15 protein-coding genes are annotated in these 15,093 nt (G+C 69.6%); 7 read left to right on the top strand and 8 right to left on the bottom strand.

From position 1 onward, the window contains the following. Positions 1-14: 14 nt before the first annotated feature. From DW307_RS03095 to DW307_RS03115, 5 genes are all read right to left on the bottom strand, one after another. A complete protein-coding gene (locus DW307_RS03095) occupies positions 15-287 on the bottom strand; it encodes a DUF6510 family protein (protein WP_136023900.1) in 273 nt (90 codons plus the stop codon). Then, on the bottom strand, positions 287-1,012 hold the full coding sequence (locus DW307_RS03100; RefSeq protein WP_136023901.1) for a ferredoxin reductase: 726 nt from the start codon (positions 1,010-1,012) through the stop codon (positions 287-289). The genes DW307_RS03095 and DW307_RS03100 overlap by 1 nt, the downstream gene beginning before the upstream one ends. Then, positions 1,009-1,602 (bottom strand): sulfite oxidase-like oxidoreductase, encoded by a 594-nt coding sequence (locus DW307_RS03105; protein WP_136023902.1) that lies wholly within the window; start codon positions 1,600-1,602, stop codon positions 1,009-1,011. The genes DW307_RS03100 and DW307_RS03105 overlap by 4 nt, the downstream gene beginning before the upstream one ends. Before the next feature lie 174 nt (positions 1,603-1,776). Next, positions 1,777-1,971 (bottom strand): hypothetical protein, encoded by a 195-nt coding sequence (locus DW307_RS03110; protein WP_136023903.1) that lies wholly within the window; start codon positions 1,969-1,971, stop codon positions 1,777-1,779. A gap of 213 nt (positions 1,972-2,184) precedes the next feature. Continuing rightward, positions 2,185-2,841 (bottom strand): GntR family transcriptional regulator, encoded by a 657-nt coding sequence (locus DW307_RS03115; RefSeq protein WP_136023904.1) that lies wholly within the window; start codon positions 2,839-2,841, stop codon positions 2,185-2,187. A 149-nt stretch (positions 2,842-2,990) separates the two neighbouring features. Here DW307_RS03115 and DW307_RS03120 point away from each other — a divergent pair, with 149 nt between their 5' ends. From DW307_RS03120 to DW307_RS03145, 6 genes are all read left to right on the top strand, one after another. Further along, positions 2,991-5,072, top strand: a complete 2,082-nt coding sequence (locus tag DW307_RS03120) for a beta-galactosidase (RefSeq protein WP_136023905.1) — start codon at positions 2,991-2,993, stop codon at positions 5,070-5,072. After that, positions 5,069-6,481, top strand: coding sequence for an aminomethyl-transferring glycine dehydrogenase subunit GcvPA (gcvPA, locus tag DW307_RS03125; RefSeq protein ID WP_136023906.1), 1,413 nt, complete (start codon positions 5,069-5,071; stop codon positions 6,479-6,481). The genes DW307_RS03120 and gcvPA overlap by 4 nt, the downstream gene beginning before the upstream one ends. Continuing rightward, entirely contained in the window at positions 6,478-8,061 is a 1,584-nt protein-coding gene (gene gcvPB, locus DW307_RS03130; protein ID WP_136023907.1) for an aminomethyl-transferring glycine dehydrogenase subunit GcvPB, read from the top strand. The genes gcvPA and gcvPB overlap by 4 nt, the downstream gene beginning before the upstream one ends. Then, positions 8,058-9,344 (top strand): ATP-NAD kinase family protein, encoded by a 1,287-nt coding sequence (locus tag DW307_RS03135; protein WP_051667830.1) that lies wholly within the window; start codon positions 8,058-8,060, stop codon positions 9,342-9,344. Before gcvPB ends, DW307_RS03135 begins: the two co-directional genes overlap by 4 nt. Positions 9,345-9,392: 48 nt before the next feature. After that, positions 9,393-10,151: an SDR family NAD(P)-dependent oxidoreductase gene (locus tag DW307_RS03140; protein WP_136023908.1), complete on the top strand. Its 759-nt coding sequence runs from the start codon at positions 9,393-9,395 to the stop codon at positions 10,149-10,151. A gap of 183 nt (positions 10,152-10,334) precedes the next feature. After that, positions 10,335-11,855, top strand: a complete 1,521-nt coding sequence (locus tag DW307_RS03145; protein WP_136023909.1) for an SDR family NAD(P)-dependent oxidoreductase — start codon at positions 10,335-10,337, stop codon at positions 11,853-11,855. Positions 11,856-11,966: 111 nt separating this feature from the next. Here the strand turns inward: DW307_RS03145 and DW307_RS03150 are convergent, their stop codons facing one another. Further along, the gene (locus DW307_RS03150; RefSeq protein ID WP_021198374.1) at positions 11,967-12,305 is read right to left on the bottom strand and encodes a winged helix-turn-helix transcriptional regulator; all 339 of its coding nucleotides are present in this window, start codon (positions 12,303-12,305) and stop codon (positions 11,967-11,969) included. 76 nt (positions 12,306-12,381) lie between these two features. On the opposite strand from DW307_RS03150, the gene DW307_RS03155 reads away from it, so the two are divergent. After that, a complete protein-coding gene (locus tag DW307_RS03155) occupies positions 12,382-13,038 on the top strand; it encodes an FMN-dependent NADH-azoreductase (RefSeq protein ID WP_029265148.1) in 657 nt (218 codons plus the stop codon). Between the two features lie 265 nt (positions 13,039-13,303). On the opposite strand, the gene DW307_RS03160 is transcribed toward DW307_RS03155, so the two are convergent. Further along, the gene (locus DW307_RS03160; RefSeq protein ID WP_136023910.1) at positions 13,304-14,386 is read right to left on the bottom strand and encodes a sensor histidine kinase; all 1,083 of its coding nucleotides are present in this window, start codon (positions 14,384-14,386) and stop codon (positions 13,304-13,306) included. 10 nt (positions 14,387-14,396) lie between these two features. Then, on the bottom strand, positions 14,397-15,068 hold the full coding sequence (locus tag DW307_RS03165; protein WP_136023911.1) for a response regulator transcription factor: 672 nt from the start codon (positions 15,066-15,068) through the stop codon (positions 14,397-14,399). Positions 15,069-15,093 lie beyond the last annotated feature (25 nt).

The raw sequence follows: 15,093 nt of genomic DNA on the forward strand, positions 1-15,093 counted from the left end.
GATGCCCCGGGAGGCTACCTGGAGGAGTGGACCGCGTGCAGCAGTCCGACACGCATCGATGTGCCGTCGGGGGACTGCAGCACGGTGAAGAGTGTGCGGGTGCAGGTGCGGCACCGCACGATGGCGGCGTGGCGATCCAGCTCGACCACGGCCTCGGCGAAGGCCGCGAGCGTGCCGCAGCCGCCGCAGGTGCCGACCAGCGCGGTGACGTCGGCGCCGAAGAGGTCCCAGAGCATGCCCGCGATCGCGTTTCCGTCGACGGTCTGTGCGGGGGTGGCAGCATCCATCACTTTCCTCCGAATCGTTCGGTGCGCACACGTTCCGGCGCATGCCCGAGGCCGACCAGCAGGTCCGCCACATGTTCGACGAACCCGGTGGGCCCGCACACGAAGACCAGGGGAGTGCGTTCCGGTGGCCAGGTGGTATCCCGGAGCACCTCTTCGGTGATGCGTCCGACGGTACCCGCCCATCCGTCTGGAGCGGATCGCGTGAACGCCCATCGCACATCCGCCGCCGCCCCTGCGGGTGCCGCCTCCAATTCACTGCGGTAGAGGGCTTCGTGCGGAGCCCTCACCGAGTAGAGCAACCTGACCGAGTCGGTCGCCCCTGCGGCCTGAGCCGCCCGCACCATCGACATCAGCGGCACGATGCCGGATCCACCGGCGATGAGCTGCACGGGACCGGGGGTCTCCGGATGCCAGACGAAGTATCTCCCGAGTGGGCCCTTCACCTCGAGCTCGTCGCCGACGCGGACGTCCCGCACCAGGTACGGGGAGACCTCCCCATCGGGTATCTCGTCGACCGCGAGTTCGATCGTCTCGCTGTCACCGAAGGAGGCGAGCGAGTAGGAGCGGACCGCCTGGTAGCCATCTTCGGCGGTGAGACGGACATCGACGTGCTGCCCCGGGTCGCTCCCCGGCCAACCCGGCACGCTGAGCCTGATCGTGCGGGCCGATTCCGTCTCCGCATGCGCGCCCGTCACCCGCGCCTCACGCCAGCCGCCCACCGTCACCAATAGCGTTCCTCCGTCCACGGATCGCCGTGCATGTTGTAGCCGTTCTGCTCCCAGAAGCCCGGGGCGTCCTCCTCCATCAGGGTGAGTGCCCTGAGCCACTTCGCGCTCTTCCAGAAATAGAGGTGAGGCACGATCAGCCGAGCGGGGCCGCCATGCTCCGGGGCGAGCGGTTCACCCTCGAACTCGAATGCGATCCACGACTGCCCGCCCAGCAGATCGTCGAGGGGGATGTTCGTGGTGTACCCGCCGTAGGAATGGGCCATCGCGAAGGAGGCGGCGGTGTCGATCTCCTCGAAGAGCGTGTCGAGAGAGACTCCGCGCCAGGAGGTGCCGAGCTTCGACCATCGCGTCACGCAGTGGATATCGGTGTGCACGTCTTCGATGGGCAGCTCGTGCAGTTGATCCCACGTCCAGGAGGCGACCTCGCCGACCTCGTTGCGGATGCCGAAGCTCCACTCCGACATAGGGATGTTCGGCGTCGGCCCTGCGGAGAGCACGGGGAAGTCCTCGGTGAGGTACTGCCCCGGCGGGAGCTCCGGAGTGCTCTCCCTGCGTCGAGCGCCGAAACCTCGGGAAATCACGGCCATGATCTTGCTCCTGTCGGTGGATGCGACCCTGCGCGTCAGGCGTACTGGTTCAGACGGTACTCCGCGGAGGGTGCTCGGAGCGAGGAAGCGCTGCATGCCGTGCATCCACGTGAGCTTGATCGCTTCGACGGCCACAGGGATGGCGCCGTCGGCGAGATGCCTCGAGCCGCGTGCCTAGTTCTGTCCCGACCGGTCCCGCGCGGCCAGGACCAGCAGGACCACACCGGTGACGGCTAGCGCGATGTTCATGATGAGGTACGTGGCTCCGTCGACACCACCTGCGCGCACGACAGAGTACGACGTCACTGAGCCGACTGCGGCCAGGGCGATCGCGACGAAGCCCCACCCCCGCATTGTCGATTTCTTCATCGCATCACCGTCCCTTTTGTGCCCCTAGGGTAGCCCGCGGCGATCCGTTGCGCGAAACGCAGAAGCCTATCGTGCAGGCTCTCATCCGCGTCCAGAACTTGATGCCCCGCACCGGGTACGATCGTGACCTCCACGTCGGCACCCGCGCCGCGGCAAGCGTCGCCTGGAACGCCTGATACGCCCCGTAGGACACGTCACCCTTTGACGGCGGGACTACGCCGTGAAGTACGAGCTCGTGGCGTTGTCGAGGATGCGCTGCATGCCGTGCATCCAGTTGAGCTTGAGGGCCTCGACGGCGCCGGGGACGTCGCCGTCGGCGAGGTGCCGAGCGATCTCGGCGTGCTCGGCAGCGACGCGTTCGACCTTGACGTCTTCGGGCACGAGGAGCGACTCGTAGCGGTGGAACGAGCTGCGCACGTTGTCGATCACGGCGAGCAGGCGGGCGTTCGGGCAGGCCGACAGCATCACGCTGTGCCACTCGTCGTCCTTGGTGATGACGAGCTGGTGCTCCACGAGCTCGTCGGCGAACGCGTCGGCCATCTCTTTGAGCTGCGCGCCGATGCGACGCAGCTCGTCGGGCGGGCTGAGCTCGATCGCGAGGCTCTCGAGCGCCGCCAGGACGGGAGCGAGATCGCGGAACTCGGAGGCGCTGAGCGGGACGAACCGGAAGCCCTTGCCGTTCTCGCTCTCGATCTGCCCTTCGGACTCCAGGGCGATGAGCGCCTCGCGCAGGGGAGTGCGGCTGACGCCGAGCTCGGTGGCGAGCTGGACCTCGTTGATGCCCTCGCCGGGCTGCACGAGTCCGGCGCGCATGCGGTTCAGCAGCTCCTGCCGGACCTGCGAGCGCAGGTTCTTGCGTTCGATCGCCATGCGTCCCCTCTTCTGCCGCCTGCCCGTCAGCCTATGGGTTGACGGGCCTGGGACGACGTCCTAGTGTGTTGTATACAGAATACAGCCGATTCCGGATTCGCACCAGTGCACCGCCGGATCGGCCGGTGATGACTCAGAGAGGAGACTTCGTGCCCGCACCCGGTGGCGACCAGCCCACCCGACGCGTCCGCCTCGACGCCCTCGCCTACGGCGGCGACTACAACCCCGACCAGTGGTCGGAAGAGATCTGGCACGAAGACATCCGCCTGATGCGCGAAGCCGGCGTGAACATGGTGAGCCTGCCGATCTTCAGCTGGCCGCAGTTGGAGCCGGAGCCCGGTGTCTACGACTGGGCATGGCTCGACCGCATCATCGATCTGCTGTGGGAGGCGGGCATCGCGATCGACCTCGCCACCGCCACCGCGACCCCGCCGTCGTGGCTGCTGCGCGCCCACCCCGAGATGGCGCCGTGGGATGCCGACGGGCACCGGCTCGAGTTCGGATCGCGCCAGACGTACTGCCCGTCATCGCCGGTCTGGCGCGAGAACGTCGCCCGCATGACCAAGGCCATGGCCGAGCGCTACGGTGAGCACCCCGGCCTCGCGATGTGGCACATCTCGAACGAGTACGGCGATCACACCTCACGCTGCTGGTGCCCCGAATCGGCGCGGCACTTCCGCCGCTGGCTGCAGGACCGCTACGGCGATCTCGACGGTCTGAACGAGGCCTGGGGTGTGAACGTGTGGGGTCAGCGCTACACCTCGTGGGAGCACATCGAGACGCCGAAGAAGGCGCCGGGACCGGTCAACCCGACCAAGCTGCTCGACTTCGAGCGCTTCTCGTCTGACGCTCTTCTGGAGCTGTTCCAGGTCGAGATCGATGTGCTGCGCGAGGTCACCCCCGACATCGCGGTGACCACGAACTTCATGAGCATGTTCCGCGACCTGGACTACTGGGACTTCGCCGCCGTCGAAGACGTGGTGACCGATGACGCCTACCCCGAGCCCGCCGACCCGACATCGCACGTCGGCGCGGCTCTCAACTACGGCCTGATGCGCTCGCTCAAGGGCGGACAGCCCTGGCTGCTGCTGGAGTCATCTGCCAGCGCGACCAGCTGGCGCGACGTGAACGTGCCGAAGGCGCCGGGCAAGATCCGCATCGAGAGCCTGCAGGCCGTCGCCCACGGCTCCGACGCGGTGATGTTCTTCCAGTGGCGCCAGGCCAAGTACGGCCAGGAGAAGTTCCACTCGTCGATGCTCGGCCACCGCGGGGAGCGCTCACGCAGCTTCCGGGAGACCAAGGCGCTGGGGCTCGAGCTGAAGAAGCTCGAGCAGGTGCGCGGCACCCGGGTGCGCTCGCGCGTGGCACTCGTCGTCGACTGGGACTCCTGGTGGGGGACCAGTGCGGTCGAGTCGCTGCCCTCGCAGCGGCTGCAGTGGGCGCAGCAGGCGCGCGCGTGGCACCGAGCGCTGTACACGCTCGGTCAGCCGGTGGATGCCGTTCGCGCCACCGGCCCCTTCGACGCCTACGACGTGGTCGTCGTGCCGAACCTCTACATCGTCGAACAGCCGCAGGCCGAGGCGCTCGCCGCCTTCGTGGAGCGCGGCGGGCACCTCGTGGTCGGACCGTTCTCGGGAGTGGTGGACGCCACGGAGAAGGTGCACGACGGCGGAGCCCCCGGGTTGCTGCGAGACCTGCTCGGCATCGAGGTCGACGAGCAGTGGCCGATCGCCGACGGTCTGACCGAGAGCATCGACTTTGCGGGCGAGCACCTGAGCGTGCCCTCGTGGAGCGAGTGGCTCGAAGCGGATGATGATGTCGAGGTACGCGGGGCGTACGCGAGCGGCGAGCTCGAAGGGTTGCCCGCGGTGACCCGTCGCACGACGGGGGCGGGGTCGGCCTGGTACGTCAGTGCGATGCTCGAGCCTGAGGGCCTGCTCCCGGTCTTCCGTGATGTGCTGCGCACCGCCGGCGTTCCCGCCCGCGAGCGCACCGACGTCGAGGTCGAGGTCGTCACCCGTGCCGACGACACCAGCGACTACACCTTCTATCTGAACCACGGGCGCTCCCCCGTCGCGTTCGAGATCCCGACCCCGGGCGTCGACCTGCTCACCGGCATCCGTCACGCGGACCGGCTCCAGCTCGACCGTTACGGCGTCGCCGTTCTCGCCGCACCCCGCGCCGCCTCCATCCCTTTTGCCACCCTGATCCCCGAGAAGGAGGACGCATGACCGCCCCGTTCGTGCATCCGTACATCCCCAACACCGCCCCGGCCTCCCGAGCGGCGATGCTCGCGGCCGTCGGCGCCGCCTCGGTCGACGAGTTCTACGCCGACATCCCGGAGTCGCTGCGACTCGGACGTCCGCTCGACCTTCCGACCCCGTTCGTGGCCGAGCAGGACCTCGCCCGCCACGTGCGGGGGCTGCTCGCCAAGAACCGTTCGACCCAGGAGCGGCTGAGCTTCCTCGGCGCGGGCACCTACAACCACTACGTGCCCGCCGTGGTGGACGAGGTCATCGGCCGCAGCGAGTTCCTGACCGCGTACGCCGGTGAGCCCTACGAGGACCACGGTCGCTTCCAGGCCCTGTTCCAGTACCAATCGCTGATGGCCGAGCTGCTCGAGATGGACGTCGTGAACGTGCCGACCTACGACGGCTACCAGGCGACGGCGACCGGCCTCACGATGTCGGGGCGACTCACGGGCCGCGGGCGGGTGCTGGTCGTCAGCGACGTGCTGCCGGCGAAGCTCGCGAAGGTGCACGACTACGTCCGCGCGCACCTGACGCTCGAGCTCGTACCCACCGTCGGCGGTACGGCCGACGTGGCCGCCGTTCGCGCGGCGCTGGGCGATGACGTGGCCGCAGTCTGGATCGAGACGCCGAGCGCCACCGGCGCCGTGGAGGCGTCCCTGCAGGAGATCTCGGATGCCGCCCACGCGGCCGGCGCCGTGGTCGTCGTCGGCACCGACCCCATCGGCTACGGCGTCCTCGCCCCGCCCTCGGTCTCGGGAGCGGACATCGTCACCGGCGACATCCAGTCCCTCGGCCTGCACCAGTGGTTCGGCGGCGCCCACGGTGGCTTCATCGCCGTGCACGACGACCCGACCTTCGTGATGGAGATGCCGTCGCGCCTGTTCGGGCTCGCCACCACCGACGTGCCCGGCGAGTACGGCTTCGGCGACGTGGCCTACGACCGCACCTCGTTCGCACACCGCGAGGAGGGGAAGGAATGGGTCGGCACGGCCGCGGCCCTCTGGGGCATCGCCGCCGGGGTGTACCTCGCGCTGATGGGACCGGCCGGGATGGCCGAGCTCGGCGAGGTGCTGCTCGCCCGCACCCGGTACGCGCAGCAGGCGCTCTCCGCAGTGCCGGGTGTCTCCCTCGACGACGACGCCGTGCACCTGCGCGAGTTCACGGTGACCTTCGCCGACGTCACGGCCGAAGCGGTCGTCACGGCGCTCCGCACCAAGGGCATCGAGCCCGGCGTGGTCGTGGGGGAGCGCCGCCTGCTCGTCTGCGTCACCGAGCTCACCACCCAGGCCGACATCGACACCCTGGCGGGCGCGCTCGCCGAGGTCACGGCATCCGACGCGTCTTCATCCCATGCATCACACCAGGCTGCGAAGGAGCAGAACCGATGAGTCTTCCCGTCGCCCCGAAGCCGACGCTGCGCCGCTTCCAACAGGCTCGCTGGGATGAGCCGATCATCTTCGAGCTGAGCGCCCCCGGTGAACGCGGCGTGCTGGTGTCGCAGGTCGAGCCGGGCGTGCGCGAGGTGGTGGGCGATGTGGTCGCCGCGCTGCCGGACTCCCTGCGTCGCCCGTCTCGTCCCGCGCTGCCCGAGATGGGGCAGATGCGCGTGCTCAAGCACTACCTGCGCCTGTCGCAGGAGAACCTCGGTGCCGACTTCAACGTCGACATCGGCCAGGGCACCTGCACCATGAAGTACGCCCCGAAGATCAACGACCAGCTCGCGAACACGCCGCAGCTCACCGCGATGCACCCGCACCAGGATCCGGCCGATGCGCAGGGCGTGCTCGAGATCGTCTGGCAGCTGGAGCGGGTGCTCGCCGAGATCTCCGGCATGGACGAGGTGTCGCTGCACACGCAGGGCGGCTCGGCGGCGATCTGGTCGAACATCGCCATGATCCGGGCCTTCCATGAGGCGAACGGCGAAGGCGAGCAGCGTCGCGAGGTCATCACCACGATCTTCAGCCACCCCTCGAACGCGGCCGCTGCGAAGGCGGCAGGCTATGAGGTCATCACGGTCTACCCCGACGCCGAGGGCTATCCGTCGCTCGACGCGTTGAAGGCCGCCCTGTCGCCCCGTACCGCGGCGATCATGGTGACCAACCCCGAGGACACCGGAATCTACAACCCGGCGATCAGGGAATGGGTGGATGCCGCGCACGCGGTGGGCGCCCTGGCCTCCTACGACCAGGCCAACGCGAACGGGATCCTCGGGGTCACCCGCGCCCGCGACGCCGGTTTCGACGTGTGCCACTTCAATCTGCACAAGACCTTCGGCACCCCGCACGGCAGCGGTGGACCGGGATCTGGCGCCAACGCCGTGAGCGCGGCCCTCGCCCCGTTCCTGCCGGGGCCGCGCGTGGTGCGGGCCGATGACGGGACCTTCGCCGTAGCCGAGGCGGGGGAGCTGTCGATCGGCGCGGTCGGCCCGTTCTTCGGCGTCATCCCCGCGCTCGTGAAGGCCTACTCGTGGATCATGGCCCTCGGCGCTGAGGGACTGCTCGCCGCCGCCGAGACCGCCGTGCTGAACAACAACTACCTGATGGCTCGTGTGCTCGCGATCCCCGGAGCCTCGGCGCCGTATGCCACGGGGCGCCGCCGCATCGAGCAGGTGCGCTACTCGTGGGAGGAGCTGTACCAGGAGACCGGCATCTCGTCGGAGGAGATCGGCGTGCGCATGTCCGACTTCGGGATGCACTACTGGACGAGTCACCACCCCTACGTGGTGCCGCAGCCGTTCACGCTCGAGCCGACCGAGTCGTACTCGATGGCAGAGCTCGATGAATATGCGGCGACCCTGGCCGAAGTGGCACGCGAAGCACGCGAGAACCCCGAGGTGGTGCGCACCGCCCCGCACAACCAGACCGTGCACCACACGCACCATGACGACCTGGACGACCCGGAGCGGTGGGCGATCACGTGGCGCGCGTATCAGCGGAAGTACTTCCCCGCGGAGTCTGTCGCGTCATGATCGGAGTCGTCGTCAATCCTGTCGCCGGTGTCGGCGGGCCCGCGGGCCTCGCCGGCTCCGACGGTGCGGACGTGCAGCGCAGCGCCCTTGCGCGTGGTGCCCGCTCGCGCGCCCAGGAGCGAGCGGTCCTCGCCCTGACGACGCTCGCCGAACGGCATCCGGGACTCGTGGTCGCGACCGTCGCCGGTGCGATGGGGGCCGACGCGGTGCGTGCAGCGGGACTCGTGTCGCGCGTCGTCGGGGTGGGCGCGCGTGATGCGGGCTCGGCGGGATCGCCTGAGGCGGCGGGGGTGACGGAGGCGGCGGATACGTCGCGTGCGGTCGCAGCGTTGGCCGCGGCAGGGGCAGATCTGATTCTCGTCGTGGGTGGCGACGGCACCCTGCGCGACGCGGTCTCGGGGCTCGGTGCCGTGGGGCATCCGTGGGGTGAAAGGGTGGATGGCGGGAGAGGCGACGACGGATCTGCGTTCGAGGCCGAAAACTCCCGACAGGTGCACGGTCAGGGCGGATCGGGCACGCGTACGCCGCGGCTCGGTCTGCCGGCGGTCCTCGGAGTTCCGGCAGGAGTGAAGATGTACTCGTCCGTGTTCGCGGTCAGTCCGCGGGCGGCGGGATCGATCGCCGCGGACTGGGTCGACCACGAGGGCCTCCCGACCGAGGAGCGCGAGGTGCTGGACATCGACGAGGCCGCGATGCGGCGTGCTCGCGTCGACCCCACGCTGTATGGAATGCTCCGGGTGCCGCATCGTTCGGGCCGCACGCAGGCGCGCAAGGCGCCGACGCCGGTCACCGAAGCGGCCGCGGTCGAGGCCGCGGCTCGCGGGGCCGTCTCCCGCATGCGACCGGGCGTGCGTTATCTCCTCGGCCCCGGAGGCACGATCGCCGAGATCACCCGGCAGCTCGGCGTCGAAGGATCGCCGCTCGGCGTCGACGTCGTTCTCGACGGTGCCATCCTCGTCCGCGGGGCGAGTGAGCAGGAGCTGCTCGACCAGATCGCCCAGGGCCCCGCGCAGGCTGTCGTCACCGTGATCGGCGGGCAGGGATTCCTGCTCGGGCGCGGCAATCAACAGCTCTCGGCGTCTGTGCTGCGCGCCCTCGGCGACGACCCGCTCCTCGTCGTCGCCCCCGAGCAGAAGCTCATCGACCTGCACGGACGCCCGCTCCTCGTCGACACCGGCGACCCGGAACTCGATGCGAGACTCGCCGGGCACGTCCGCATCATCACCGGCGTCGGCACCCGCAGCCTCTACGCCGTGAATGCGCCCGAACTGATCTCCGTCTGACCATCTCCTGTCTGACCCCCAGTCTGAACGAACCCGAAAGGACACCCCATGCGTCTCGAGAACAAGAAGGCCATCGTCACCGGCGGCGCCGGCGGCATCGGTCGCGCCACGTCGCTCGCGCTCGCCGCCGAGGGCGCGGCCGTCGCCGTCGTCGACCTGAACGCGGATGCGGCCGAAGCCGTAGCGGAGGAGATCCGCGCGACCGGCGGCACGGCCGTCGCGATCGCCGCCGACGTCGCGAGCGAGCCCGACATCGAGCGGGTGATCGCGACCTCCCTCGCCGAACTCGGCGGCGTGGACGTCGTCTTCAACAACGCCGGGATCATCCGTCGCACCACTGCGGTCGAGACGACCGTCGAGGAGTGGGACCGCGTCTTCGGCGTGAACGTGCGCTCGATCTTCCTGATGTGCAAGCACGTCGTTCCGGTCATGGAGGCGGCGGGTGGAGGCTCGATCATCAACACCGGATCGGGCTGGGGCCTCAAGGGCGGCGGCCAGGCCATCTCGTACTGTGCGTCGAAGGGCGCGGTCGTGAACATGACCCGCGCGCTCGCGATCGACCACGGCCCCGCCGGCATCCGCGTGAACTCGGTCAACCCCGGTGACGTGAACACCGGGATGCTGCGTGACGAGGCTCGGCAGCTGGCGCAGGACACCAAGGCGTTCCTCGCCGAAGCCGCCGATCGTCCGCTGCGCCGCATGGGTGAGCCGAGCGAGGTCGCGCAGGCCGTGGTCTGGCTCGCGAGCGATGACTCCTCGTACGTCACGGGCTCGGCGCTCGTCGTCGACGGCGGGGGCATCGCCTAGCCGGGCAACGCCCTGCGCGCTCCGTCGAGTGCACAGGATTTCGCCGAGCGCACGGCTCTTCGGCGTTGATACGCCGTGCGCTCGGCGACATGCCGTGCACTCGGCACCGAGGGCGAGGGCGAGGGCGAGGCGAGGCGAGGGCGGCGGGGCGGATGCCCAGGACACTCGCGTAAAATCGGCACAATGACCGACGCCCCCTCCGACGCTGCACCCGACCTCGGACCGGGCGTCGATCCCGAAGATCTCGCCACCACCCTGCGTGTGCTGCGCGAGCTGCACCGGATCGACAACGAGCACCCCGACTTCATCGCGGTGCGCCAGGCCACCGCGGCGATGTTCAAAGACGTGAAGCGCGTGCGGCGCAAGCAGATCCGTGACGCGATCGCCGAGGCCGACAAGGCCGTGGTCGCCCGCACCGCCACGGGTGCCCCCGACCGCATCGATGATGAGACCCGTGGCAACGATCTCGCCACCAGCGTCGTCGACGCCCCGATCGCGGGCGAGCTGCTGAAGCCCCGCAACTGCTACATCTGCAAGCAGCCGTACACCGTGGTCGACGCGTTTTACCACCAGCTCTGCCCGGACTGCGCCCGCTTCAGCCACGGCAAGCGCAATGCCCGCACCGACCTCACCGGCAAGCGCGCCCTGCTCACGGGCGGCCGCGCCAAGATCGGCATGCACATCGCGCTGCGGCTGTTGCGTGACGGCGCGCACACCACGATCACGACCCGCTTCCCGCGCGATGCCGTGCGGCGCTTCTCGGCCCTGCCCGACTCGGCGGACTGGCTGCACCGCCTGCGGGTGGTCGGCATCGACCTGCGCGATCCCGCCCAGGTGATCGGCCTCGCCGACTCCGTCGCCGCACAGGGGCCGCTCGACATCCTCATCAACAACGCCGCGCAGACAGTGCGCCGCTCGCCGGGGGCGTACTCGCTGCTGGCGGATGCCGAGCTGCAGCCCCTCCCCGACGGACCCCTGCCCGAGATGGAGACGTTCGGGCACACGGCCGACCCGCACCCGCAGGCGCTGCAGGCTTCGGTCGATGCGCATCCGCTGCTGTCTGTGGCCGCGCTCGGTGGCACGGTCGCCGAGCAGGGTGGCCAGGCGCTCACCGCCGAAGACCTCGCCCGACTCGCGATGGCCCCCGGATCCTCCTCGCTCGAGAAGCACGCCGACGGCACCGCGATCGACGCCGGCGGACTCGTGCCCGACGTGAACCGCGTGAACAGCTGGGTGCAGTCGATCGAGCAGGTCGATCCGCTCGAGATGCTCGAGGTGCAGCTCGCCAACACGACCGCGCCGTTCCTGCTGATCAGCCGTCTGCGCGCCTCGATGGCCGCGTCCGATGCGCACCGCAAGTACGTCGTGAACGTCTCGGCCATGGAGGGCCAGTTCTCCCGCCGGTACAAGGGACCGGGCCACCCGCACACGAACATGGCCAAGGCCGCTCTCAACATGCTCACGCGCACGAGCGCGGGCGAGATGCTCGAGAAGGACGGCATCCTGATGACCGCCGTCGACACCGGCTGGATCACCGACGAGCGTCCGCACTACACGAAGGTGCGCCTCGCCGAGGAGGGCTTCCATGCCCCGCTCGATCTGGTCGACGGCGCCGCCCGCGTGTACGACCCGATCGTGCGCGGCGAGGCCGGCGAAGACATCCACGGCGTGTTCCTGAAGGACTACGAGCCCAGCCCCTGGTGACGAGTGTGGGGCTTCCACCTGCATGAGGAGACCCCGGATGCATGAGGGTTACTCGGTGTGTTCGCATGCATCCGTTGATCGGTCATGCGGGTGGCAGACGGATGAAACGTCTTAGTGGGCGCGCGCGGCGAGATTCGCCGAGGCCCACTGCCCGAGTTGGTTCAGGATCGGCAGGAGTCCTTCCCCTGCGGGCGTGAGTGCGTACGACACGGTCACAGGCGGGCCGGCGTCGACCGTGCGGGCCACGAGTCCGGCCTCGGCGAGTTCGGCGAGGCGGTCGGAGAGCACGGTGTCGCTGATTCCGGCGACGGCCCGACGCAGAGCGACGAAGGTCGATGGACCCCCGCCGAGCGACGACACGATCATGCCGTTCCACCGCTTTCCGAGCACGCTGAAGGCGAGTGTGACGGCAACGTCGCACACCTGACGCTCTTCGTCGACCTCGGCCATGCCTTCATCCTATCGTGCTACGTTAATCACTGCCGCTAAGAAAAACCTAGCGACTACGAAAACGAGAGGTAGGCCCATGTCCCTGTTCCGCCTGGATGCCAGCATCCTTCCCGCGTCGTCCGCCAGCCGAGCGCTCGCCGACCTCGTCGAGGCCGAGTGGACCGCGTCCCACCCCGACTCCACGGTCACCCGCCGCGACCTGGCGAGCGACCCGGTGCCCGCGACCGCCTGGGCGGATGCCGTGACCGGCGGCTTCGTCGACGCGGCCCAGCGCACTCCCGCGCAGAACGATGCCCGCGCTCTCGCCTCGCAGTTCGCCGATGAGCTGATCGGCGCCGACGCGCTCCTGTTCGCGGTGCCGCTGTACAACTACGGCGTCTCGCAGCACTTCAAGACCTGGTTCGACCTGGCCTACACCGACGCGCGCATCGACCCGACCGGCACTGCGCTGAACGGCAAGCCCGCCACGCTGGTCACGGTCCTCGGCGGCAACTACGCGGCCGGCTCGCCCAAGGAGGGCTGGGACCACTCGACCGGGTGGCTGCGCCGCGTGCTCGAAGACGTCTGGGGCCTCGACCTGCGCGTCGTGCAGCGTCCGTTCACCCTGGTCGGCGTGAACCCGGCCCTCGACGCCTTCGCCGACACGGCGCGCGAGCTCAAGGAGAACGCCGAGGCCGACGCTCGCACCTACGGCCGTGAGCTCGCGGCGACGCGCGACCCCCGCGTGGCCTGAGCCGAGCGGCATCCGGTTCGTCTTCGGCGTCGCGTCGGGTATCGGGTTCGGGTATTTGGTCGGGCGTCCGGTTCACCCGTCGGAAGGATGCACGGATGTAGGGCGGGAGACCGCCTACCGGCCCGACATCCGTGAAATCCTCCGACATCTGAACCGGGCGGACGTGAGGGCCTCGGCCGAGGGGACGTGAACCGGGGTGGACCCGAGGGGCACCGGACCCGGGACGTGAACGGGAGGGCGTGAACCACGACCGACCGGCGTGCGGTCAGGCGGGAGGCTCCACCGGGTAGGGATGCGGGAGCCACACCGTCACGATCAGGCCGCCGTCCGTGCGCGGGGTGAGCACCAAAGTGCCGCCGTGCGCCTGGGTGATGCGGTCGACGATCGCGAGGCCGAGCCCCGCTCCGGCATGGTCGTCACTGCGGATGCGTTCGGCGCCACGCTGGAAAGGCTCGACGAGTGTCGCCACACGGTGCGCCGGCAGCACCTCGCCGGTGTTCTCGACGACCAGCGCGACCGCATGGGGCATCGAGTGGGTGCGCACGGCGACGGCTCCGCCGGACGGCAGGTTGTGCACGATCGCGTTGAGCACGAGGTTCGTCACCAGCTGCGGCAGGAGGGCGGCGGAGCCGAGCACCGGTGCCGGTACGCCGCCCACCTCCACGGCGACACCGCGACGATCCGCGAGGGGCACCAGCGCCTCGACTGCTCCCTCCGCGAGGAGCGACAGATCGACGATCTCGCGGGTGAACGTCCGTCGGTCCGCCCGGCTGAGCAGCAGCAGTGCCTCGGTGAGGTCAATCGCGCGGGTGTTGACCTGTTGCAGGCGTGAGATCAGCTCGTCGACGTCGCGCTCCGGGTCGTCGTGCGCGACCTCGAGCAGCGTCTGCGAGATCGCGAGAGGTGTGCGCAGTTCGTGCGAGGCGTTGGCGGCGAATCGCTGCTGTTCCGCGACGTGCGCCTCGAGCTGTTCGAGCATCGAGTCGAAGACGTCGGCGAGGTCGCGGAACTCGTCGCGGGGGCCGGGGAGAGCGATCCGATGGGAGAGCGATCCCTGCGCGGCCAGCCGCGCCGCGTCGCCGATGCGCTCCAGCGGCGCCAGCATCCGTCCGGCGAGCAGCCATCCGCCCCCCAGGCCCAGGGCGAGCAGCACGACCATGACGGTGGAGGCGACCGGCACGAACGCCCGGATCAGGTCGGAGCGGTTCGGCACACGGACCTCGAAGTAGGGGATCTGCACGTCCGGCACGTACCGCAGCAGATACAGAGCCACGGCGGCGAGAAGCAGGAGTCCCGACACCAGCACGACAGCCGCATAGCTGAGGGTGAGCTTGAGGCGGGCGCTCATCCCGCGGCGTCTACGCATCGGCGTCCGTCCCGATCCGGTACCCGACGCCGGGCACCGTCAGGATCAGCCACGGCTCGCCCAGGCGCTTGCGCAGCGACGACACCGTGATGCGCACCGCGTTGGTGAACGGGTCGGCATTCTCGTCCCAGGCGCGCTCCAGCAGCTCCTCGGCGCTGACCACTCCGCCATCGGCGTCGACCAGCACTTCCAGCACCGCGAACTGCTTGCGCGTCAGCGCGACGTAGCGGTCGTCGCGGTACACCTCGCGACGGAAGGGGTCGAGGCGCAGCCCCGCGACCTCGAGCACGGGCGGCCGGCTGCGCTGACGGCGACGGTCGAGGGCGCGCAGGCGCAGGACGAGTTCGCGCAGCTCGAACGGCTTGGTGAGGTAGTCGTCCGCGCCGATCTCGAAGCCGCTCGCCTTGTCATCGAGGCGGTCGGCGGCGGTCAGCATCAGGATCGGGATGCCGCTGCCGGAGGCCACGATCCACCGGGCGATGTCGTCGCCGGAAGGGCCGGGAACGTCGCGGTCGAGCACGGCGAGGTCGTAGGAGTTGATGCTCAGCAGTTCGAGCGCGGTGTCGCCGTCGCCGGCGATGTCGGCGGCGATCGCCTCCAGCCGCAGTCCGTCACGTACCGCCTCGGCGAGGTAGGGCTCGTCCTCGACGATCAGTACACGCATGGCTGCGATCCTACGCAGTGCGGCA

This window comes from Microbacterium sp. K27, from assembly GCF_004794435.1.
In the GTDB taxonomy this organism is placed as follows: Bacteria; Actinomycetota; Actinomycetes; order Actinomycetales; family Microbacteriaceae; genus Microbacterium; species Microbacterium maritypicum_A.